This is a genomic window from Kitasatospora sp. NPDC006697, from assembly GCF_042869935.1.
Lineage (GTDB): Bacteria > Actinomycetota > Actinomycetes > Streptomycetales > Streptomycetaceae > Kitasatospora.
In genome coordinates, this window is the sequence record NZ_JBIAGU010000011.1 from 110,593 (window position 1) to 128,710 (window position 18,118).

Sequence of the window (18,118 nt, forward strand, 5' to 3'; positions counted from 1 at the left end):
AACCATCACCACCCGGTCGCCGCGGGCACAAGCGGAACCCGCCCGGCGGGTCAGCCGCGGGCCCCGGGGAAGTCCGGGTAGAAGCCGCTGAGCAGGTGATCCGTCCCGCGCTGCGGACAGCGGACAGCGGACAGCGGGCGAACGGCCGGTGGCCCGGTCCGGCCGGACCGAGCGGGACCCGCCGCCGACCGGCCGGTGGCGGGGTCCCCGACTGACGGGTCATCAGATCCCGGGAGGCGCCGCCGGGTTGTTCAGCAGGGCGAGCTGGCGGTGCAGCATCGCCTGGGTGCCCGTCTGGTCCGGGTGGGCCGCGGTGAAGTAGCGCAGGTAGACCACGGTGTCGCCCTGGGTGGCGATCATCGTCACATAGGCGTTGCCGAGGCTGTCCAGCTTGGTGATCACGTGCCCGGTCGCCTGGTCCGCCTGGTCCTGGAAGACCGTGCCCTTGTCGGCCTGGCCCTGCTGGTCCTGCCAGTTCGCCGTGATGCCGTCGTACAGGCCCTTGGCGCCGGAGGCGGTGGCGAACTTGACCAGCAGCACGTGCGCCTGGTTGTCGTCCTTGTCCCGCCAGCCGCGCTGCGCCGCCACGGTGAACTTGCGCTTGGTCAGCTCGGTGTTCTCGGTCTGCTGGGCGTCGGGCGCGAACACCTCCTTGACGAAGCCGGCCTGGTCCAGCAGCCCGGTCTCGTCGGGCCAGCCGTGGCCGCCGGCCGGCACCGGCAGGACGCTCGCCATCAGCTGCGCGCCCGCCTGCGCCGCGGCGGGCGAGAGCGAGGGCGCGGCCGTGGGCGAGTCCGAGTCGGCCGGCAGCGGGGCGTCGGTCGGGGTCGGCGCGGTGGACCTCGGCGCGGACGGCATGGCGGTCGGCACCGGTGTCGGAGCGGCCAGGTGGCGCGGCGCCGTCAGCGTCTCTGGCGGCGCGCCGCAGGCGACCAGCAGACCGGTCGCGGCGGCGGCGAGCGCGGCGGCGCGAAGGGATATCGGTATACGCACGCCCGGATCATGTCGGCAACGGCCGCCCAGCGTCCAATCGCTTTCCCGGCCGGCCCGGGTGCTGGACCGGGTACCGGCGGAGACCGTAGGCTGACGAACCATGCTGATGCCCGAACTACCCGCTCCCACCGCCCGCTTGGCGTTCCGCCGGATGACCCGCGACGACCTGGACGAGATGGCGGCGCTGCTCGGCGACCCGGAGGTGATGCGGCACTACCCCCGCCCGAAGACCCGGCAGGAGGCGCAGGACTGGATCGACTGGAACCAGCGCCTCTACGCCGAGCACGGGTTCGGCCTCTGGGTGGTGGCGCTGCGGGAGAGCGGCGAGTTCGTGGGCGACTGCGGCCTGACGCCGCAGTTGATCGAGGGCGTCACCGAGATCGAGGTCGGCTACCACGTGAAGCCGGCGCTGCAGGGCCGCGGTTACGCGACCGAGGCCGCGGCGGCCTGCCGCGACCACGCCCGCGAGGTGCTGGGGGTGCGGCGGCTGGTCGCTCTGATCCGGCCGGCGAACCTGCCCTCGCAGCGGGTGGCCGAGCGGATCGGGCTGCCGTTCGAGCGGGAGGCGGTGAGCCGGCAGGGCCCGGTGGTGCGGGTGCACGCGGGGGAGTGGTAGCGGGACGAGCACAGGCGGAACGGCTGGTATTACTGGGGTATGCAGGAAGAGACCGCACGCTCCGCGATCGACACGTTCATCTCCGCGTTCAACGCCTCGGACGACAGCTATGTGACCGCCCTGCTCCCGCAGGCCCTGACCTCGGACGTGGTCTTCTGGGGGCCGTTGGGCCGCAGCGAAGGAATCGAGGCGGTCGAGCGGTTCGTGCTCGACCTCCGGCGCCACCCGGCGGGGGCCGGCACGATGGTGCGCTGCTCGGCGGTGGACATGCCCGGCGAATGGGCCCGGTACCAGTGGGTCTTCACCACGCCTGGCGGAGGCCCACGGCTGGCCGGAACGGACGTCGTCCATCTGCGGCGGAGCCTCATCGACCAGATCATCGTCTTCGCGGGGGAGATCGAGCCGGTCGCCTGACCCTCGACGGCCCGGACGATGCCGAGGTCGATCACCCGCGGGCCGGACCGGCGGACCGCCTCGGAGAGCGAGGGGCCGGCCGCGTAGCTGCGCGCACCCGGCGGGTCCGGGGGAATGGGTGCGCGGCTCCATGACGAGCCATCCACTCTCCGACATCCGCCCCGGGATGCCGCCCGCCGCCCGCCGCCCGCAGGCCGCCGCCTGCAGGCCGGGATGGCCGAGAGCGCGCTCCAGGTGGACGCTGGGACATGAAAGCTGGAGCTGCGGCCATTTTCCGTCCAACATCCCAGGCCTACCGTTGATCACGTCAGCCAGACACCCCAAGTGATCGAACAGGTAAAGGAAGTGGACACCATGCGCGCTGTCTCGCAGAAGTCGTTCGGCGGCCCCTCGGTGCTGGAGCTCGTCGAGGCCGAGCGGCCCGTGCCGCGCTCCGGCGAGGTGCTGGTGCGGGTGCACGCCAGCGCGATCAACCCGGTGGACGCGGCGGTCCGCTCCGGCGCCTTCCCGCTGATCGGACAGCCGCCGTTCGTGCTCGGCTGGGACGTCTCCGGGGTGGTCGAGGAGGCCGGCCCGGGCGCCCGCTACCGGGTGGGCGAGGAGGTCTACGGGATGCCGTTCTTCCCCCGGCAGGCCGGCGGCTACGCCGAGTACGTGGCAGCGCCGTCCCGGCAGTTCGCCCGCAAGCCCGCCAACCTGGACCACGTGCACGCCGCCGCCCTGCCGCTGGCCGCGCTGACCGCCTGGCAGGGCCTGGTGGACCTGGCGGGCATCGGCGAGGGCGACCGGGTGGTGGTGCACCGCGCCGCCGGCGGGGTCGGCCACCTGGCCGTGCAGATCGCCAAGGCGCGCGGCGCGCACGTGACCGCGCTGGCGAGCGCGGCCCGGGAGGAGTTCGTGCGGGGGCTCGGCGCCGACGAGGTGATCGACTCCCGGGCCGTGGACTTCACCTCGGTGCTCAGCGGCGTCGACGTGGTCTTCGACTCCAACGCCGAGGGCGAGCGCTCGCTCTCCGTGCTGCGCGAGGGCGGCACCCTGGTCAGCATCCTGCAGCACGGCGACCGGGAGCTGATCGCCAAGGTGGAGGCCTCGGGCCGCAGGTTCGCCGGGGTCTCGGTGGAGCCCGACTACGCCTCGCTGGAGGCGATCGCCGCCCTGGTCGACGAGGGCCGGATCCGGCCGTACGTCTCGGAGGTGCTGCCGCTCGCCGAGGCGGCCAAGGCGCACGAGCTGATCGAGTCCGGCCGCACCCAGGGCAAGATCGTGCTGACGGTGTGACAGGCTCGACCCACGCGACCGACCCACGCGACCGACACGCGACCGACCCCGGGGAGGGGACCCGATGGACATCCTGACCGAGGCGCTGGCCTCCATGCGCACCGGCATGCCCGCCTCGGCGCGCACCGAGGGCCGTGCACCGTGGGGGCTGCGCCTCGGCCCGGTCCCCGGGGCCAGCTTCCACGTGGTGCTGCACGGCACCTGCTGGCTGCTGGACTGCACCGGCGCCGGGCACGACACGGCGCTCGGCCCCGGGGACGTGATCTTCCTGCGGGACGGCCGGGACCACGTGCTCACCGACCACCCGGACTCCCCGCAGGTCGGTATCGGCGAGTGCGGCTCCGGCCCCGCCGGGCCGATCCGCACCCTCACCCTGGGCGGGGAGGGGCCCGGCACCAGCCTGCTCTGCGGCACCTACCTGCTCGACCCCGGCCGCCGCCCGCACCCGCTGCTCGGACAGCTGCCGGAGCTGATCCACCTGCCCGCCCGCCCCGGCGCGCACCCCGAACTCACCTCCACCATCCAGCTGTTGGGCGGAGAACTGGAGAACCCGCGGGCCGGCTCGACGGGCATCGTGCCGCTGCTGATCGACTCGCTGCTGATCTACATCCTGCGCGCCTGGCTGGACGAGCAGCCCGCAGGCACGGCCCGCGGCTGGGCGGCCGCCCTGCGCGACCCCGCCACCGCCGCCGCGCTCAACGCGATCCACGCCGAACCCGCGGCGCCCTGGACCGTGGCCGCGCTCGCGGCCGAGGCCGGCCTCTCCCGGGCCGGCTTCGCCCGCCGGTTCAACGAGCTGGTCGGCGAGCCCCCGCTCTCCTACCTGACCCGCTGGCGGATGACCACCGCCGCCCGCCTGCTGCGCGAGGGTGACACCCCGCTCAGCACGGTGGCCGGGCAGACCGGTTACGGCTCCGAGTACGCCCTGGGCAAGGCCTTCAAACGGGAGTACGGTCTGGCCCCGGGGAGCTACCGCCGGCAGTACCGGATGGCAGCCTGACGGGCCATCAGCAGCCGCACCACCCGGTCCTGCCGCACCAGTTGACCGAGGCCCGGAGAGGGTGCCGACCGATGCCGCAGGACCTGCCGTTCGACGTTCCGTTCCCGTACCGCACCAGCCCCGACGCGGCCGGTACCCGCGCCCGGTCGCTGGCCTGGTGCAGACGGCGCGGGCTGCTGACCGGAGCGGTGGACGAACTGCGCGCCGCCCGCTGGGACATCCCGGGCCTGATGGCCCGGTGGTGCCCGCTCGCCGAGGGCGCCGCCCTCGACCTGGCCAGCGAGGCGGTGCTGGTCGCCACCATGCTGGACGACCAGATCGACGGCCCGCTCGCCGACCGGCCCGACCGGGTGCGGGAGCTCTGCGCCGGCTTCAACCGGGTGCTGCACGGGAGCGGCGACGGCACGGTGCCCGACCGGACCGGTCCGCTGGTCGCCGCCTTCGCCGACGTCTGGCGCCGGCTCGCCGAGGGCGCCGACCCGGACTGGCTGCGGCTGACGGCCCGGCACTGGCAGTGGTGCTTCGACGCCTACGCCGAGGAGGCCGGCAACCGGGCCCGGCGGCGCCGGCTCGGCTTCGAGGAGTTCATGGAGCTGCGCCGCCGCTCCGGCTTCGTCCCCGCCATGATCGACCTCAGCCAGCGCGCCCACGGCTACGAACTGCCCGCCGCCCTCGCCGAACACCCGGTGCCGGCCCGGATGCTGGAGATCACCTCGGACGTGGTCGACACCGTCAACGACGTGCACTCGCTGGAGAAGGAGGAGTCCCGCGGCGACCCGCACAACCTGGTGCTGGTGATCGAAGGCGAACGCGGCCTGGACCGCGCCGCCGCCCTCGCCGAGGTCCAGCGCCTGGTCGCCGCCTGGACCGCGGAGTTCACCGTCCTCGCCGACACCCTGCGCCGCCGGCCGCCCGCCGGCGCGAGCCCCGCCCTGCTCGCCCGCCACACCGAGGCGCTGGCCTGCGCCATGCGCGGCTACCTGGAGTGGAGCCGCCGCACCGAGCGGTACAGCCACCTGGTGCCCCCGGGTGAACCGGCGCTCACCGCCGACCTGTTGACGCCCCCGGAGGAGCGGTAGCAGCTATAGCCGCTGGTACATCAGGTGCAGGCCCACCAGGCCGTGGTCCGGGTGGGCGAAGGCCTCCGGGACGGTGCCCAGGACTTCGAAGCCGAGCGAGCGCCAGAGGTGCACGGCGGGTTCGTTGACCTCCACCACCGCGTTGAACTGGATGCCGTGGAAGCCCTGTTCGCGGTGCCAGTCGATCACGTGCACGCCGAGGGCGCGGCCGATGCCGCGGCCGCGGTGGGCGGGGTCGACCAGGAAGGAGGCGGTGCCGATGTGCGAGCCGGGTCCCGGCCGGTTCGGGCCCATCTTCGCGGAGCCCACCACCTCGCCGTCCAGCACCGCCACCACGGTGCGGCCCGGCGGCTGCTCCATCCACCAGGGCCGGGCCTCCGCCAGGCTCTGGCCGGGCGGGAACGCGTAGGTGCGGCCCTCGGCCATGGTGGCGGCGTAGAAGGGGTAGATGCTCGGCCAGTCCTCGGCCGTGGCGGTGCGGATCTCCATGCGGTGCGGTGCTCTCTCAGATCAGGCGGTCACGGTCGGCGCCCGCGCGCTCGCGGACCAGGCGGGCGAAGCGGGCGCGACTGCGCAGCTGCCCGGCCCGTCCGTCGCCGTCGGAGGCGGGGTCGCTCGGCTGGTCAGCGTACTCGTCGTAGAGCACCCAGCAGCCGTGGATGCCCGCCAGCAGGTCCTCCAGCAGGTCGCGGGCCGGGCGGCGCGGATCCAGCGGGGTCAGCCGCAGGCCCGCACCCAGCGCCTCGGCGGCGTCCTCCTCCGGGAGCTCCGCCAGATCCTCCGCCAGCGCCTCCAACTGCTCGCGCAGCGCGGAGGGATCGGGCAGCGTGCCGTCGGCCACCAGCATCGCGTGCCGGACCAGCCCCGTCACCGTGTCGTACGGCGAGACGCCCGCCGCCAGCAGCTCCAGCACCAGGGTCGGCGTCTCGTGCGGCAACTCCTCGATGCCGTCGGCCTCCAGCACCACCTCCGCCGGCGGCTCCCCGGACACCTCGGCCGCCACCTCGGCCGCCGCGCCCAGCCAGTGCGCGGCGGCGACGGCGGCCGCCGTCGGATCGATCTCCGAGTAGATCGAGGCCGGCCCGAACGGGTCCTTCTCCAACAGCCGGTCCGCCGCCGCCACCTGGGCCGGCGAGGCGCCCTCCCGGCTCAGCACCACCGCCTGCTGCGACCGCCCGGTCAGGTCGCCCAGCTCCGCGCTCTCCACCGCCGCCAGCTCGGCGGCCACCTCGGCCAGCACCTCCGCCGTCAACTCCGCGCTGTCCAGGGCGCGCAGCGCGCGGCCGGCCCGGTGGGCGGCCTCGATCAGCGGACTGTAGGAGACGGTCAGCGACCCGTCCTGCGGCAGGTGCGGCCGCACCAGCGCCTGCCGCACATCGCCGAACGCCCGCCGCTCCTGCTCGCGCCGCCAGCCCTCGCCCTCGGCCTCCAAGGACTCGGCGGAGGAGGCGGGGTGGGTGTAGGTGGTCCAGGCGGCCGTCGACAGGTGGCTCAGCGCCCGGGCCAGCCGCAGCAACAGCGCGGGGTCGGCGGCCGCCGGCAGCCCCGCGATCCGCGACGCCAGCGAGCCCGCCCCGGTGCCCCAGGTGGCGATCAGCTCGTGCCGATCGGCGTCGACACAGTAACGGGTCATGGCTGCGCTACCTCCCGGGTCTCCGTACGTACTGCCCGCCATTCTGACGGAAGGTCACAACGGCGGGAACCGGGGGGCGGCGCCGGGCCGGCTGCCCGGGTCCGGGCCGCGGAGGCAGCGGTGTGCCATGCCGCGCGCGCCCGGACCGCTGCACCGATCTGACCCTGATGGTCCGCCGGATTTCCGCACTCCCGCCCGCTGCCGCCGCGCAGTTCGCGGGCGCCGCCCTCGTGGGCGGGCACACCGACCGGCGTTCGGAGCCGTCCTCCGCCTCCTGCGGCCGGGGCTCGGGTAGGTGAGCGCGCAAAAGCGGTCGCCTGCCCGGTGGGCGGGTGCCTACCCTGCCCGCCATGAGCCTCTCCTACGTGATCCGGCCCGAAGAGTCCCGGGACCACCCCGCCGTGCGGCGCCTCCACGCCCTCGCCTTCGGCGACCCGGAGCGGGTACCCGGGCTGGTCGACGCGCTGCGGTCCGCGCCCGCCGCCCTCGGACCGGTCTCGCTGGTCGCCACCGGCGAGGGGGAGGTGGTGGGCCACGTCATGCTCAGCGCCGGCCGGCTCGACGCGCCGGAGCAGGTGGTGGACGTGCTCAGCCTCTCCCCGCTCGGCGTCCACCCGGAGCACCAGCGGCGCGGCATCGGCACCCGACTGCTGGCGGCGGCCCTGCGGGCGGCGGAGGACCTGGGCGCGCCCCTGGTCTTCCTGGAGGGTTCGCCGGCCTACTACCGCTCCCGCGGCTTCGAACGGGCCGCCCACTGCGGCTTCCGCCCACCGTCACTGCGCATCCCGGACCCGGCGTTCCAGGTCGCGAGGCTGCCGGCGTACCGGCCGTGGATGACCGGGACGTACGTCTACGCCGAGCCGTTCTGGGCGCACGACTGCGTGGGCCTGCGCGACCCGGAGCTGTTCGCGCGGGTCGCGGCGATGGAGTAGGGCGGCGGCGTGGCCCCGGGGGAGCGTCGTCCCGGGCACCCGTGCGGATGCGGTCCGGTGGCAACCGGCCGAGGATGGTGGTAAGCGGCAGAACGATCCTGGAGTGTGCGTCGTCATGGCCGGTCTCATCCGCAGAAGCCTGGACACCCCCGAAGAAGTCCGCCCGTTCGAGGACGGCATGGGCGAACTCGCCCTGGTCAACCTCGACGCCGGCCCCGTGGGCCGCGCGGTCTTCCAGCCCGGCTGGCAGTGGTCCAAGCACGTCAAGCCCATCGCCGGCACCGACAGCTGCCAGGCCGCCCACCTGGGCTACGTGGTCTCCGGCCGGATGAAGATCGTCATGGACGACGGCCAGGAGGACGAGTTCGGTCCGGGCGACTTCATGGTCTGCCCGCCCGGACACGACGCCTGGATCGTCGGCGACGAGCCGTGCGTCGTGATCGACTGGCAGGGCTTCGCCGACTACGCGAAGCGCTGACGGCCGGGCATCTGGCGCTGGGGGCGCTGCTGCGGGATGCGTCCAGGCGAGGACCGAGCGGGAGGACAGCCTCGAGAAGGCGCTGCGCGAGGTGGCGGCGCAGACCGGAGGGGTTCGCCGCAGCCGTGCGGTTACTGCGATGCCGGCACGGCGACGTCGGCGGAGGCGAGATCGAGTTCCACGACCACCTCGTCGTTCTCCCAGCGGCCGTACTGCGAGATCGCCAGGCCGATCAGGGCGAGGGCACGCGCAGTCTCGTGCGCGGGATTTCAGGTCTGCTGCGAAGGCCTGCGGATGGGTGACCCGGTGTCGCGGGGAGGGATCGGCTACTGCACCGCACAAGGGTCGTTCATCGCCCTTCGCCGCTCGCCCTCCGGGTGAAAGTCAGCGATTCGCGGAACGAGCCGCCGCCGAATCGCACGGCGAGGAGCAGCGGTTGCTCGTGCTCGGGCGGCCACGATCCGTCGCCGGGTTCGCGGCCGTTCCACAAGTGGATAACCACCATCGGCTGTTGCGGATCCTCGGTGGGGTAAGGACACGAAGAGCCACCTCACCGCCGGACATCCCGGGTCGGCGAAGGGTGAGGTTGAGCTGGTCAACGAGGTGGTCGTGGATCTCTTCAGCAGCAGCGAGCGGAGGAGGAGGCGTCACGCACCCAGTCTTCCGCATGGTGGCGGGGGACCAGAGCCAGGTCGCCCGGGGCCAGCAGGACGGTGGCGGCGCCGTCGGTGTCGACCGCGAACTGCCCGGATTCCAGCAGCGGCGGGAGGAAACCGTGGAGTGGCGGCCCGGTCAGGCTTCCCTGGCGAGGGACGAGGTGACGAGGAGGAACGGGGGGAGGCCGGCCCGTTGTGGCTGGCGGGCCAGCACCGCGGGGCCGGGGAGGGGTTCGCAGACCGCCTCCGGGGTGAAGCCGTGGGTGAGCAGCGCGGTGAAGTAGCTGCTCAGGGTGCGGTGGTGGTTGCCGGCCCGGCGCACGCCGTGCGGGTCGGCGGCGCGCCAGAAGCCCTCGGTGGCGTAGTCGCCGACCAGGCGGCGGGCCGGCGGGCCGGTCCAGGCGGAGTGCGGGGCCTCGAAGCAGGGGTGGGGGACGGCGAAGGCGAGGTGGCCGCCGGGGCGGAGCACGCGGCTGACGGCGGTGAGGGCGGCGGGCAGGTCCGGGAGGTTGTTGAGGGAGAGGCAGGCGACCACCCAGTGCCGGGAGGCGTCGGGGACCGTGCGCAGGGTCTGGCCGTCGTCCACCGCGTAGGCGGCGCCCAGCGGTTGGGAGCGTTCGGCGGCCTGGGCGTGCTCGATGAGGCGGGCCGAGAGGTCGATCCCGTCGACGTCCGCGCCGCGCTCCGCGAGAGCCCGGGTGACCAGGCCCTCGCCGCAGCCGAGGTCGAGGATGCGCAGGCCGGTGAGGCGGGCGGGCAGCAGGGCCAACAGCTGGTCGCGGGCGAACTCGTTCAACGGGGAGCCGGTGCGCAGCAGTTCGGCGTACCAGTCGGCGATGGAGTCCCAGGTGTCCGGTGCGTTGGTCATCAAGGTCAGCAGCCTACGGTGCAACGGCCCCCGGCCGCAGGCTATTTCGGCTGGCGGGCCGGGGTCTGCTCGACCAGGACCTGGGTGGCCCGCTCCAGCAGCTCGGAGAAGGCCGCGTACTCGGGGGCGGTGAAGGCGGCCAGCAGGGCGCGTTCCAGGGCGATGACCTCCTGGTAGGCGCGGGCCAGCAGTTCGCGGCCGGTGCCGGTGAGGGTGGTGAGCTGGACCTTGGCGTGCACGGGGGAGGGGGAGCGGCGGATCAGCTCCTTGCCCTCCAGGGTGCCGAGCACGCCCGCCATGCTCTGCTGGCTGACGCCGCCGGAGCGGGCCAGCTGGGCGGCCGACAGGCCGTCCTCGCGGGAGAGCGCGAGCAGCACGGCGTACTGGGTCATGGTCAGCCCGTAGCGGCGCAGGGCGGCCTCGTGATGGGCCATCAGGGCCTGCTCGGTGCGCCGGATCCGGCTGCACAGGTACTCCTCGGCAGGGATGTCGGTCATCGGTCGGTCATCTCTCCTGGGCCGGTAGGCGGGCAGGTAGGCAGGCAGGTACCTGCATTGACACAGGTACCTGTTACTCCATAGCGTCGTGGACGCCAGCAGTCACAGGATACTGAGTCAGCACAGGGGGCTGTATCTCATGCGTGCCATCGTCTTCGATCAGGACTCCGCCTTCCGCCAGGCCGAGCTGGACGAACCCGCCCCCGGCCCCGGCGAGGTGGCCGTCCGGGTCGCCTACGCCGGGCTGCAGTGGGGTGACGTGATGCTGCGGGAGGGCGCCTTCCCGGTGCCGCGCCCGTTCGTGCCCGGCTTCGAGGCCGCCGGGCGGATCAGCGCGGTCGGCGAGGGCGTGCCCGCCGCGCGGCTCGGCGAGCCCGTCGCCGTGCTCGCCACCGGCGGCGCCTTCGCGCAGACCGTCGTGGTGCCCGCGCTCTTCGCTGTGCCGGCCGGCGAGTTGGCGCTCACCGCCGGCGCCGGCGCCGGCTGGTCCACGCCGACCGCCTACGACCTGGTGACCGAGGTGGCCCGAGTGCGACCGGGCGACCGGGTGCTGATCCACGGCGCCGCCGGCGGAGTCGGCACCATGGCCGCGCAGTTCGCCCGGCAGGCCGGCGCCGGGCAGCTCACCGGCATCGCCTCGACGCCCGAACGGGCCCGCTATGCCGAGCAGTTCGGGTACGACGAGGTGCTGCTGCGGGCCGACTTCCCGGCCGCACTGGGCGAGCGGCGGTTCGACGCCGTGCTCGACCCGGTCGGCGGCCGCACCCGGCGGCAGAGCCTCGCCCTGCTCGCCCCGCACGGCCGCCTCGCGCTCTACGGCGTGATCGACGGCGCCGGCGAACCGGTCACCGCCGACACCACCGCCCTGCTGATGGCCGGCCAGTCCGTGCTCGGCTACAGCAGCAACCTGCTGTACGGCACCCGCCCGGAGGCGCTGGCCGCCACCGCCCGGGCCGCGCTCGCCGAGGTGGCGGCAGGGCGGGCCCGGATCGACGTGACCGCGCTCTACCGACCCGACGAACTCCCGCGCGCCATCGAGGACCTGGGCAGCGGAGCGGTGCTCGGCAAGGCACTGCTCGACCTGACCGGGTGGTGATCCGGGCCAGGCCTCAGGCCAGGATGTCGAGTGAACTGAGTACCCGGGCGATGTCCAGGCCCGTGGTGAGGTACTGCACGAAGACGTCGTTGTGCAGCGCCGCGTGCGAACGGCGGTCGCGGATCAGCGAGATGGCCTCCGCCACCGGCGTGCCCAACTCGGCCAGCGCCTGGGCGACCACCAGGCCGGATCGGTTGTAGCCGTAGCGGCAGCGCACCAGCACGCTCCGGCCGGAGCGCACGGCCTGCGCCGTCGCCGAAGCCAACTCCTGTACCGCGCCCAGCTCGGAGGCCGTCAGCGGACCGTTCGGAATCTCCTGCACCAGGTGCTCGACGCCCGGCGCCGGCCCGTGCCCCGCCCGGTCGTAGAGGCTCACCACCAGGTCGAACTCGCTCTCCGCCACCGCCGGACGGACCGTGCCCGTGGCGTCGGCCCACAGGTGGCCGCCGATCCACAGCCCAGGCACGATCTCGCTCCACGGCTCCGCCGGCCAACACCGCTCCGGACAATCGAGGCCGTGACGTGATTTCACCGTGTCCCCTCCCAGAACCGCCGTCCCCCGCCCCGCGTCTGCGCGACCGCCCCTGCGACCGAGCGCCGGCGATCGAGGCTGCGTCGATGGTACGGCAGGGTGTCAAACACCCGTATGGGCGGGGCGGGTGGTGACGCCGCCCGGTCCCGGGGCGGCCGATCAGCCCGTCGGCCCGGGACGAACGGCCCTGCCGTGCCGCGGGGAGCCTCGGGGGAGCCTGGGGGCAGAGCCGCCGCGGTCCGGGCGGGGAGGAAGAGAAGCCGTTCGTGATGCGCCCGCCTCACCTGCTCGTCGTCATGTCACGATCCGTTGCTCGGCGAACAGGTCGGGCCCTCCGAGCCGATGCGGGCCGCGACCGAGGAGCTGAACGGCTCGGTCGGCCGCTGGTCGGCCGGCGGCGACCTGAGCGGGCCGAGCAGCGGCTACGCGGAGGTCGCCGCGCAGACCGAGCGGGTGTCCGATGGCAAGACCCGCCGCGAGGCCATCCGGTGCCTCAAGCGCTACGTCGCCCGCGAGGCCTACCAACTCATCCCCGTGGCCAGGAAGCCCGCTCCTGCACCAGCGTCAGCCGACTGACATCCACAGGGGCGTCAAACTTGCTGTCCGCTACCACGCGACCGTGCTGGTCGCTGCCATCGACGAATGGCTGTGACCCGCAGCGTTGCAACCACCCTCAGATGACGTCGAATTCGTTGCCCTCGGGGTCCTGCATGGCGGCGCCATAGAACCCCAGGTCCGGCTCATCCTTGAGCCGCAGCAGGGTCGCACCGGCTTCGACCAGCCTCTCCACCGTAGCCTTGACCCGCTGTGTGCGGACGTCCAGTGGGACGTCACGACCCCCACCGACCTTCAGGTCGAGGTGCCACCGGTTCTTGGCGGTCTTCGGCTCCGGAACCTGTTGGAACCACACCCTCGGTCCACGTCCCGCCGGATCGATGATCGACTCCGGAACATCCCCGGCACCGGCTGGCAGCTCCGCTTCGGGCACCCCCACCGCCACCCAGTAAGCACGCCACGTGGCGTGCCCGCCCGGCGGAGGCTCGGGCACGTAGCCCAGGGCCTCGGCCCAGAACGTCACCATTCGCTGCGGATCGGAGCAGTCGATCGTCAACTGCACTGTCATCTCCATGGTGGGAACATCCCAGGCAGGTCTGACAGACGATCCATCTTCACAGCAGCCCCTAGACGCACTGCTGGGCGGTCGACGGGGAGGTGCCGAAGTCGTTGACGGCCTGCATGGTGATGCAGACCGTGCCGCCCGTGGGGTTGTCGAGCTTGGCGCTGGTCCCGGGCGAGGTCTGCTGGTGGAGGCCGCTCGACTCGCGGTAGTGGATCAGGTAGCTGGTGGCGTCCGGCGCGGGTGCCCAGGTGACGAGGACCGACTTGCCCTGGGGCACCGCGCTGAACGGCGTCATCGCCCTGGGCGGGCTGCCGGGTGGCGGCGAGGTCGGCGGCGCCGAACCGGTCGGCGCGCTGGTGGTCGGCGCCGGGCTGCTGCCGGTCGGCGCCGGGGAGGACGGCTCGGCGGTGCTAGCGCTCGGGCTCGGCGTCGGGTCGGGGCTCGGGCTCGGGCTCGGCGTCGGGGCGGCGGCGCTGGCCGACGGGGTGGGGCTGGGCGCGGCCGGGGTCGGCGGGGCGGAACTGGCAGGCGCGGTGGCGCTCGGCGTCGCGGACGGCGAGGCCGAGGCGGACGCCGATGCGCTGGGGGAAGGCGAGTCGGTGGGGGAGCCGGAGTCGCTGGGCGAGGGCGGGTCGGTGGGCGACGGGGCGTCCGAGCTCGGCGCGGCGCTGTGCGGGGAGGCACTGGCCGACGGCGTGACGATCGCCCGGGCCGGCGCGCCGGGCGAGTTGCCGGGCAGCACCACGAGCAGCACGATCGCCGTCGCGGTGGCCGCCGCGCCGACCGGCACCAGCCAGCGCTGCCAGCCCGACGGCGGCGCGGGCGGCAGCGGCGGGTCGCCGCCGTCCAGGTAGGAGAGGTCGCTGGGCCGTGGGACAGGCGGCAGCACGGTGGTCAGCACGTAGTTCGGGTCGGCCTCGGGGAGCGGCTGGTCGCCGCCGAGTATCTCGCCCAACTCGACGGCGGTCGGGCGCTCTTCGGGCCGCTTGGCGAGGCAGCGGCGCAGCACCGGGGCGAGCGCCGGGTCCAGGGCGCCGAGGTCGGGCTCCTCGTGCGCGATCCGGTAGAGCAGCTCCTCGGCCTTGCCGTCGCCGAACGGGTGCGTGCCGCCGGCCGCGTAGGCGAGGACGCAGGCGAGTGCGAAGATGTCGGCGGGCGGGCCCACCGTGGCGCCCTCGTCCCGCAGTTGCTCGGGCGACATGTAGTGCGCGGTGCCGAGCAGCACGCCCTCGCGGGTGAGGCCGGCCTCGCCCGCGCCGAGTGCGATGCCGAAGTCGATCAGGGTCGGGCCGGTCTCGGCCATCAGCACATTGGCGGGCTTGACGTCGCGGTGCACCAGCCCGGCCTGGTGGATCGCGGCCAGTGCCTGGGTGAGCCCGGCGCCGAGCGCGCGGACCCGGTTGACGGGCAGCGCGCCGTGCTGGGCCAGCACCGAGCGCAGCGACGGGCCCGGGATGTACTCGGTGGCCAGCCAAGGGCGCTCGTCGGTCTCGCCGGAGCCGATCACGGCGGCGAGGTGCGGGCCGCTGACCGCCTGGCTGGCCGCGACCTCGCCGCGGAAGCGGGCGCGGAACTCCTCGTCGCGCGCAAGGTCGGCATGGACGACTTTCACCGCGACGAGACCGGGAGTGGCGGGAGTGGCGGGAGTGGCGGGGGTGTCGGCGTCGGGGGTGCCGGGGGTCGGTTCGTCCTCGTTCGGGACGGGGTCGAGCGGCGCCGGACGGCCCAGGTAGACGGTCCCCATGCCGCCGCGACCCAGCACGGCAAGGATCTCGAACGGCCCGACGCGCCGCGGATCGGCTGCGCCCAGCTCCTGCATCTGTTCCCCCATGGGACACGCGACGTGGGTCGGTCCCGCAAAGCATACGGGCGCGGCCGATCGGCCAGCCGCGTCCCCTCGCGCACGGCTGACCGGGGCTCGGCCGCCCCGCGGCGAGAATAGCGTTGATGAACACCGCTGTACATAAACCGGGGGCGGCGGGGGAGTGGCGAGGGGGTGGCGAGGCGGCCGCTGAGGGCGCGTGAGCAGTGCTCGCACGCGGGGTGGTTGGGATGCGAAGGGTATCAACCGAGCAGGTGAGCAGGTGAGCAGGTGAGCAGGCGTCAGAGAGGACGCGTCTCAGGACGCCAGCAGCGCCCGCGCCATCGCCAGCAGCGGATCCCGAAGCTCCGTCAGGTGGGCGGACTCGCCCGCGTCGATGCGGGCGGTGACCATGGTGCTGGCCGCGCCGACCAGGGCGCGGCCGATGAACCGCGGCTCCAGGTCGCCGCGCCAGGCGCCGCCGTGGGCGACGGCCTCGCCGACCAGCTGGGCGAACCGCTCCTGGCGCTCCAGGCGGCGCGACACCGCCGCGTAGCCCGCCGCGTAGATCTCGATCAGGAAGGCCCGCCCCGGCCCCGGGGCGGCGGCCAGCGACTCCAGCCAGCTGCCGAAGACCCGGTCCAGCCGGAGCAGCACCGGATCCTCCGCCGGCCCGAGCGCCGTCGCCATCCGGGTCAGGAAGAGGTCCGCCGAGGCGTCGAAGGCGGCGAGGAAGCAGTGCTCCTTGTTCTCGAAGTGCTCGTAGAAGGTCTGCCGCGAGATCCGGGCGCGCTTCAGCACCACCGCCACCGTGGTGGCCGGGTAGCCGAGTTCGGCGACCGCGTCGACCATCCCGACCAGCAGCCGGGAGCGCTGGGCGGCGCAGACCTCGGCCCGGCTCAGACCGTGGTGGCCGCGCGGCAGGGTGGTGACGGGCTCGGGTTCCACGAGCGAAATGTACCCGCTCCGGGGCACCCCGCGGGACGGGAACGCGCAGGTCGGCCGGGCGGTCGGCGGTCGCGGGGGACGGACTCGGGGGCGGCGCAGACCTCGGCCGGTCCTCCGCCTGCCTGACGGGGCCTCAGTCACCGGCCGGAAACAGCCAGTGCCGCACGAATATGCGCTCAGCTGTTGCGAATGGCGATTGCCGTGCCCGGGAGTGATTCCTGATGATCGATTGGAACGTGAATGGGTGACATTCCGGAAAACGCCGACGCCGCCGAGCCGATGGGTATTCAATGTTCCCGGGTTCGCCCCTGGTTCGCAGGGCGAAGACGTCGGCCACCGCCGATGGGGGGAAGGTGCTCAGCACGATGACCTGGGGGAATACGGAGAGTCTCGCGCGCCTCGAACTGGCGCGCGAAAGACGTACGCACATTCGATAGTCCCGGCGGAATTCCCGCGCCCCGGCACGACGGTCGGCTTCCCCGCGCCGTCGCGCCGCTTCGCCATGCCCGTCACGCGGACAATTCCACCGGCCACCGGCTGCCTCCCTCGAAAGGCTGAGATCCGTGACCGTGCTCCTCGACACGGCCGCCCGTCCTCCCGTCACCCCGCCGCGCCCGCGACCACCGCTGCGCCGCAGGCTCGACCGGCTGGCCCGCCCCGGCCGCTGGCTGGCCGGGCTCGCCACCCTCGCGGTGGTGCTGGTGCAGGGCTGGAACATCACCGGCTTCCCCGGGGTCAGTGACGACGAGGGCACCTACCTCGCGCAGGCCTGGGCCGTCCAGACCCAGCACGGCATGGCGCACTACACCTACTGGTACGACCACCCGCCGCTCGGCTGGATCCAGCTCGCCGTGCTCAGCTGGCTGCCCGGCCACCTCGCCCCGGACGGCGGCCTGTTCACCGCCCAGATGCGGGTGGTGATGCTCCCGGTGACCGCCGCCAGCTGCCTGCTGCTCTTCACCCTGGCCCGCCGGCTCGGCCTGGCCCGGCTCTCCGCCACCGCCGCCGTGCTGCTCTTCGGCCTCTGCCCGCTCGCCGTCGGCCTGCAGCGCGAGCTCTTCCTGGACAACTTCGCCGTGCTCTGGATGCTGGCCGCCCTGGTGCTGGCCGCCTCCCCCCGGCGGCACCTCTGGCACCACGTCGGCGCCGGCCTCTGCGCGGGCGTCGCGGTGCTCTCCAAGGAGACCATGGCAGCCGTGCTGCCCGCCGTCGCCCTGCTGCTCTGGCAGTGCAGTGCCCGGAGCACCCGCAAGTTCTCGGTGGTCGGCTTCGGCACCGCACTGGTGCTGATCGGCCTGGGCTACCCGCTCTACGCGGCGATCAAGGGCGAGCTGTTCCCCGGCCCCGGACACGTCTCGCTGCTCGGCGGCATCGTCTACCAGCTCGACCGCCCCGGCTCCGGCTCGATGCTGACGCCCGGCACGCCCGCCCGCCAACTGCTGGACTCCTGGCTCTACTACGACCGAATACTGATCCTCGGCGGCCTGGCCGCCGTGCTGCCCGCGCTCCTCGTCCGCCGCCTGCGGGCGCCCGCGCTCGCCGCGCTGCTGCTGACCGCCGTGGTGCTGCGGCCCGGCGCCGGCTACCTGCCCGCGATGTACGTCATCCAGGCGCTGCCGTTCCTCGCGCTCTGCCTGGCCGGCGCCGGCGATCTGGCCGCCCGCTGCCTGCTGCGCGGCCTGCCCAGGGTGCGGCTGCGCCCGCTGCGCTGGGCCGCCCTGCTGGCCCTGGCCGCACTGGCGGTCGGCTACACCGCCCCGCGCTGGTACGCCGGCGACCGCACCGCCCTCACCAGCGACGCCAACGCGCCCTACGACCAGGCCGCCGACTGGCTGCGCGGCAACGTCCCCGACCCGGCGCACACCCGGATCACCGTGGACGACGCGCTCTGGCTCAGCCTGGTGCACGACGGCTTCCGGCCCGGCACCGGCGTGATCTGGTTCTACAAGGTGGACCTGGACCCGGCCGTCACCCGCACCCTGCCGCACGGCTGGCGCGACCTCGACTACATCGTCTCCTCGCCCGCCCTGCGCCAGGACCCCAACGACCTGCCCACCGTGCACGCCGCGCTGGCCCACTCCACCGTGGTCGCCGCCTTCGGCCCGCCGGCGGGCCGGATCGAGATCCGCCGTATCGACCGCTCGGCGCAGCCGTAGCCCCCAGGAGGAGAACGCACC

At 73.9% G+C, this 18,118-nt stretch carries 19 protein-coding genes; 10 read left to right on the plus strand and 9 right to left on the minus strand.

The window, feature by feature from the left end:
• Positions 1–222: 222 nt before the first annotated feature.
• Positions 223–993 (minus strand): hypothetical protein, encoded by a 771-nt coding sequence (locus ACFYNO_RS17435; protein WP_388012169.1) that lies wholly within the window; start codon positions 991–993, stop codon positions 223–225.
• Positions 994–1,093: 100 nt separating this feature from the next.
• Here ACFYNO_RS17435 and ACFYNO_RS17440 point away from each other — a divergent pair, with 100 nt between their 5' ends.
• The 5 genes from ACFYNO_RS17440 (at position 1,094) to ACFYNO_RS17460 (ending at position 5,380) form a co-directional block, all read left to right on the plus strand.
• Positions 1,094–1,609: a GNAT family N-acetyltransferase gene (locus ACFYNO_RS17440; protein ID WP_388012172.1), complete on the plus strand. Its 516-nt coding sequence runs from the start codon at positions 1,094–1,096 to the stop codon at positions 1,607–1,609.
• A 39-nt stretch (positions 1,610–1,648) separates the two neighbouring features.
• Positions 1,649–2,023 carry a nuclear transport factor 2 family protein gene (locus tag ACFYNO_RS17445; protein WP_388012175.1) on the plus strand — a complete coding sequence of 125 codons (375 nt, stop codon included), beginning with the start codon at positions 1,649–1,651 and terminating at the stop codon, positions 2,021–2,023.
• Between the two features lie 354 nt (positions 2,024–2,377).
• A complete protein-coding gene (locus ACFYNO_RS17450) occupies positions 2,378–3,301 on the plus strand; it encodes an NADP-dependent oxidoreductase (protein WP_388012178.1) in 924 nt (307 codons plus the stop codon).
• A 64-nt stretch (positions 3,302–3,365) separates the two neighbouring features.
• The gene (locus ACFYNO_RS17455; RefSeq protein ID WP_388012181.1) at positions 3,366–4,301 is read left to right on the plus strand and encodes a cupin domain-containing protein; all 936 of its coding nucleotides are present in this window, start codon (positions 3,366–3,368) and stop codon (positions 4,299–4,301) included.
• A 71-nt stretch (positions 4,302–4,372) separates the two neighbouring features.
• The gene (locus tag ACFYNO_RS17460; protein ID WP_388012184.1) at positions 4,373–5,380 is read left to right on the plus strand and encodes a hypothetical protein; all 1,008 of its coding nucleotides are present in this window, start codon (positions 4,373–4,375) and stop codon (positions 5,378–5,380) included.
• A gap of 3 nt (positions 5,381–5,383) precedes the next feature.
• Here ACFYNO_RS17460 and ACFYNO_RS17465 read toward each other — a convergent pair whose 3' ends face one another.
• Together ACFYNO_RS17465 and ACFYNO_RS17470 are read right to left on the minus strand one after the other, a co-directional pair.
• Entirely contained in the window at positions 5,384–5,869 is a 486-nt protein-coding gene (locus ACFYNO_RS17465) for a GNAT family N-acetyltransferase (RefSeq protein WP_388012187.1), read from the minus strand.
• Between the two features lie 16 nt (positions 5,870–5,885).
• The gene (locus ACFYNO_RS17470) at positions 5,886–7,013 is read right to left on the minus strand and encodes a hypothetical protein (RefSeq protein WP_388012190.1); all 1,128 of its coding nucleotides are present in this window, start codon (positions 7,011–7,013) and stop codon (positions 5,886–5,888) included.
• Positions 7,014–7,363: 350 nt separating this feature from the next.
• On the opposite strand from ACFYNO_RS17470, the gene ACFYNO_RS17475 reads away from it, so the two are divergent.
• Both ACFYNO_RS17475 and ACFYNO_RS17480 read left to right on the plus strand, forming a co-directional pair.
• Entirely contained in the window at positions 7,364–7,945 is a 582-nt protein-coding gene (locus ACFYNO_RS17475) for a GNAT family N-acetyltransferase (RefSeq protein ID WP_388012193.1), read from the plus strand.
• A 115-nt stretch (positions 7,946–8,060) separates the two neighbouring features.
• On the plus strand, positions 8,061–8,423 hold the full coding sequence (locus ACFYNO_RS17480; RefSeq protein ID WP_388012196.1) for a cupin domain-containing protein: 363 nt from the start codon (positions 8,061–8,063) through the stop codon (positions 8,421–8,423).
• A 792-nt stretch (positions 8,424–9,215) separates the two neighbouring features.
• Here the strand turns inward: ACFYNO_RS17480 and ACFYNO_RS17485 are convergent.
• Positions 9,216–9,947: a class I SAM-dependent methyltransferase gene (locus tag ACFYNO_RS17485; protein ID WP_388012199.1), complete on the minus strand. Its 732-nt coding sequence runs from the start codon at positions 9,945–9,947 to the stop codon at positions 9,216–9,218.
• A gap of 41 nt (positions 9,948–9,988) precedes the next feature.
• Positions 9,989–10,444, minus strand: a complete 456-nt coding sequence (locus ACFYNO_RS17490) for a MarR family winged helix-turn-helix transcriptional regulator (RefSeq protein ID WP_388012202.1) — start codon at positions 10,442–10,444, stop codon at positions 9,989–9,991.
• 139 nt (positions 10,445–10,583) lie between these two features.
• Between ACFYNO_RS17490 and ACFYNO_RS17495 the strand changes: the two genes are divergently transcribed.
• On the plus strand, positions 10,584–11,540 hold the full coding sequence (locus tag ACFYNO_RS17495; RefSeq protein ID WP_388012205.1) for a zinc-binding alcohol dehydrogenase family protein: 957 nt from the start codon (positions 10,584–10,586) through the stop codon (positions 11,538–11,540).
• A 13-nt stretch (positions 11,541–11,553) separates the two neighbouring features.
• Here the strand turns inward: ACFYNO_RS17495 and ACFYNO_RS17500 are convergent, their stop codons facing one another.
• On the minus strand, positions 11,554–12,006 hold the full coding sequence (locus ACFYNO_RS17500) for a protein phosphatase (protein ID WP_388012208.1): 453 nt from the start codon (positions 12,004–12,006) through the stop codon (positions 11,554–11,556).
• Positions 12,007–12,381: 375 nt separating this feature from the next.
• Between ACFYNO_RS17500 and ACFYNO_RS17505 the strand changes: the two genes are divergently transcribed.
• Positions 12,382–12,648, plus strand: coding sequence for a hypothetical protein (locus ACFYNO_RS17505; RefSeq protein ID WP_388012211.1), 267 nt, complete (start codon positions 12,382–12,384; stop codon positions 12,646–12,648).
• A gap of 97 nt (positions 12,649–12,745) precedes the next feature.
• Here the strand turns inward: ACFYNO_RS17505 and ACFYNO_RS17510 are convergent, their stop codons facing one another.
• The 3 genes from ACFYNO_RS17510 to ACFYNO_RS17520 all read right to left on the minus strand — a co-directional run bounded on the left by ACFYNO_RS17510 (position 12,746) and on the right by ACFYNO_RS17520 (position 15,941).
• Positions 12,746–13,201 (minus strand): VOC family protein, encoded by a 456-nt coding sequence (locus ACFYNO_RS17510; protein ID WP_388012214.1) that lies wholly within the window; start codon positions 13,199–13,201, stop codon positions 12,746–12,748.
• A gap of 52 nt (positions 13,202–13,253) precedes the next feature.
• Positions 13,254–15,011, minus strand: a complete 1,758-nt coding sequence (locus tag ACFYNO_RS17515; RefSeq protein WP_388012217.1) for a protein kinase — start codon at positions 15,009–15,011, stop codon at positions 13,254–13,256.
• Between the two features lie 300 nt (positions 15,012–15,311).
• Entirely contained in the window at positions 15,312–15,941 is a 630-nt protein-coding gene (locus ACFYNO_RS17520) for a TetR/AcrR family transcriptional regulator (protein WP_388012220.1), read from the minus strand.
• 563 nt (positions 15,942–16,504) lie between these two features.
• Between ACFYNO_RS17520 and ACFYNO_RS17525 the strand changes: the two genes are divergently transcribed.
• The gene (locus tag ACFYNO_RS17525) at positions 16,505–18,097 is read left to right on the plus strand and encodes an ArnT family glycosyltransferase (RefSeq protein WP_388012223.1); all 1,593 of its coding nucleotides are present in this window, start codon (positions 16,505–16,507) and stop codon (positions 18,095–18,097) included.
• Positions 18,098–18,118 lie beyond the last annotated feature (21 nt).

What these genes read in the sequence shown, in the direction of transcription:
- ACFYNO_RS17460 (WP_388012184.1), top strand. Translation starts at nt 4,373, where the DNA reads ATGCCGCAGGACCTGCCGTTCGACGTTCCGTTCCCGTACCGCACCAGC.
- ACFYNO_RS17440 (WP_388012172.1), top strand. Translation starts at nt 1,094, where the DNA reads ATGCTGATGCCCGAACTACCCGCTCCCACCGCCCGCTTGGCGTTCCGC.
- ACFYNO_RS17470 (WP_388012190.1), bottom strand. Translation starts at nt 7,013, where the DNA reads ATGACCCGTTACTGTGTCGACGCCGATCGGCACGAGCTGATCGCCACC.
- ACFYNO_RS17445 (WP_388012175.1), top strand. Translation starts at nt 1,649, where the DNA reads ATGCAGGAAGAGACCGCACGCTCCGCGATCGACACGTTCATCTCCGCG.
- ACFYNO_RS17480 (WP_388012196.1), top strand. Translation starts at nt 8,061, where the DNA reads ATGGCCGGTCTCATCCGCAGAAGCCTGGACACCCCCGAAGAAGTCCGC.
- ACFYNO_RS17450 (WP_388012178.1), top strand. Translation starts at nt 2,378, where the DNA reads ATGCGCGCTGTCTCGCAGAAGTCGTTCGGCGGCCCCTCGGTGCTGGAG.
- ACFYNO_RS17455 (WP_388012181.1), top strand. Translation starts at nt 3,366, where the DNA reads ATGGACATCCTGACCGAGGCGCTGGCCTCCATGCGCACCGGCATGCCC.
- ACFYNO_RS17465 (WP_388012187.1), bottom strand. Translation starts at nt 5,869, where the DNA reads ATGGAGATCCGCACCGCCACGGCCGAGGACTGGCCGAGCATCTACCCC.
- ACFYNO_RS17475 (WP_388012193.1), top strand. Translation starts at nt 7,364, where the DNA reads ATGAGCCTCTCCTACGTGATCCGGCCCGAAGAGTCCCGGGACCACCCC.
- ACFYNO_RS17515 (WP_388012217.1), bottom strand. Translation starts at nt 15,011, where the DNA reads ATGCAGGAGCTGGGCGCAGCCGATCCGCGGCGCGTCGGGCCGTTCGAG.
- ACFYNO_RS17490 (WP_388012202.1), bottom strand. Translation starts at nt 10,444, where the DNA reads ATGACCGACATCCCTGCCGAGGAGTACCTGTGCAGCCGGATCCGGCGC.
- ACFYNO_RS17485 (WP_388012199.1), bottom strand. Translation starts at nt 9,947, where the DNA reads ATGACCAACGCACCGGACACCTGGGACTCCATCGCCGACTGGTACGCC.
- ACFYNO_RS17510 (WP_388012214.1), bottom strand. Translation starts at nt 13,201, where the DNA reads ATGGAGATGACAGTGCAGTTGACGATCGACTGCTCCGATCCGCAGCGA.
- ACFYNO_RS17495 (WP_388012205.1), top strand. Translation starts at nt 10,584, where the DNA reads ATGCGTGCCATCGTCTTCGATCAGGACTCCGCCTTCCGCCAGGCCGAG.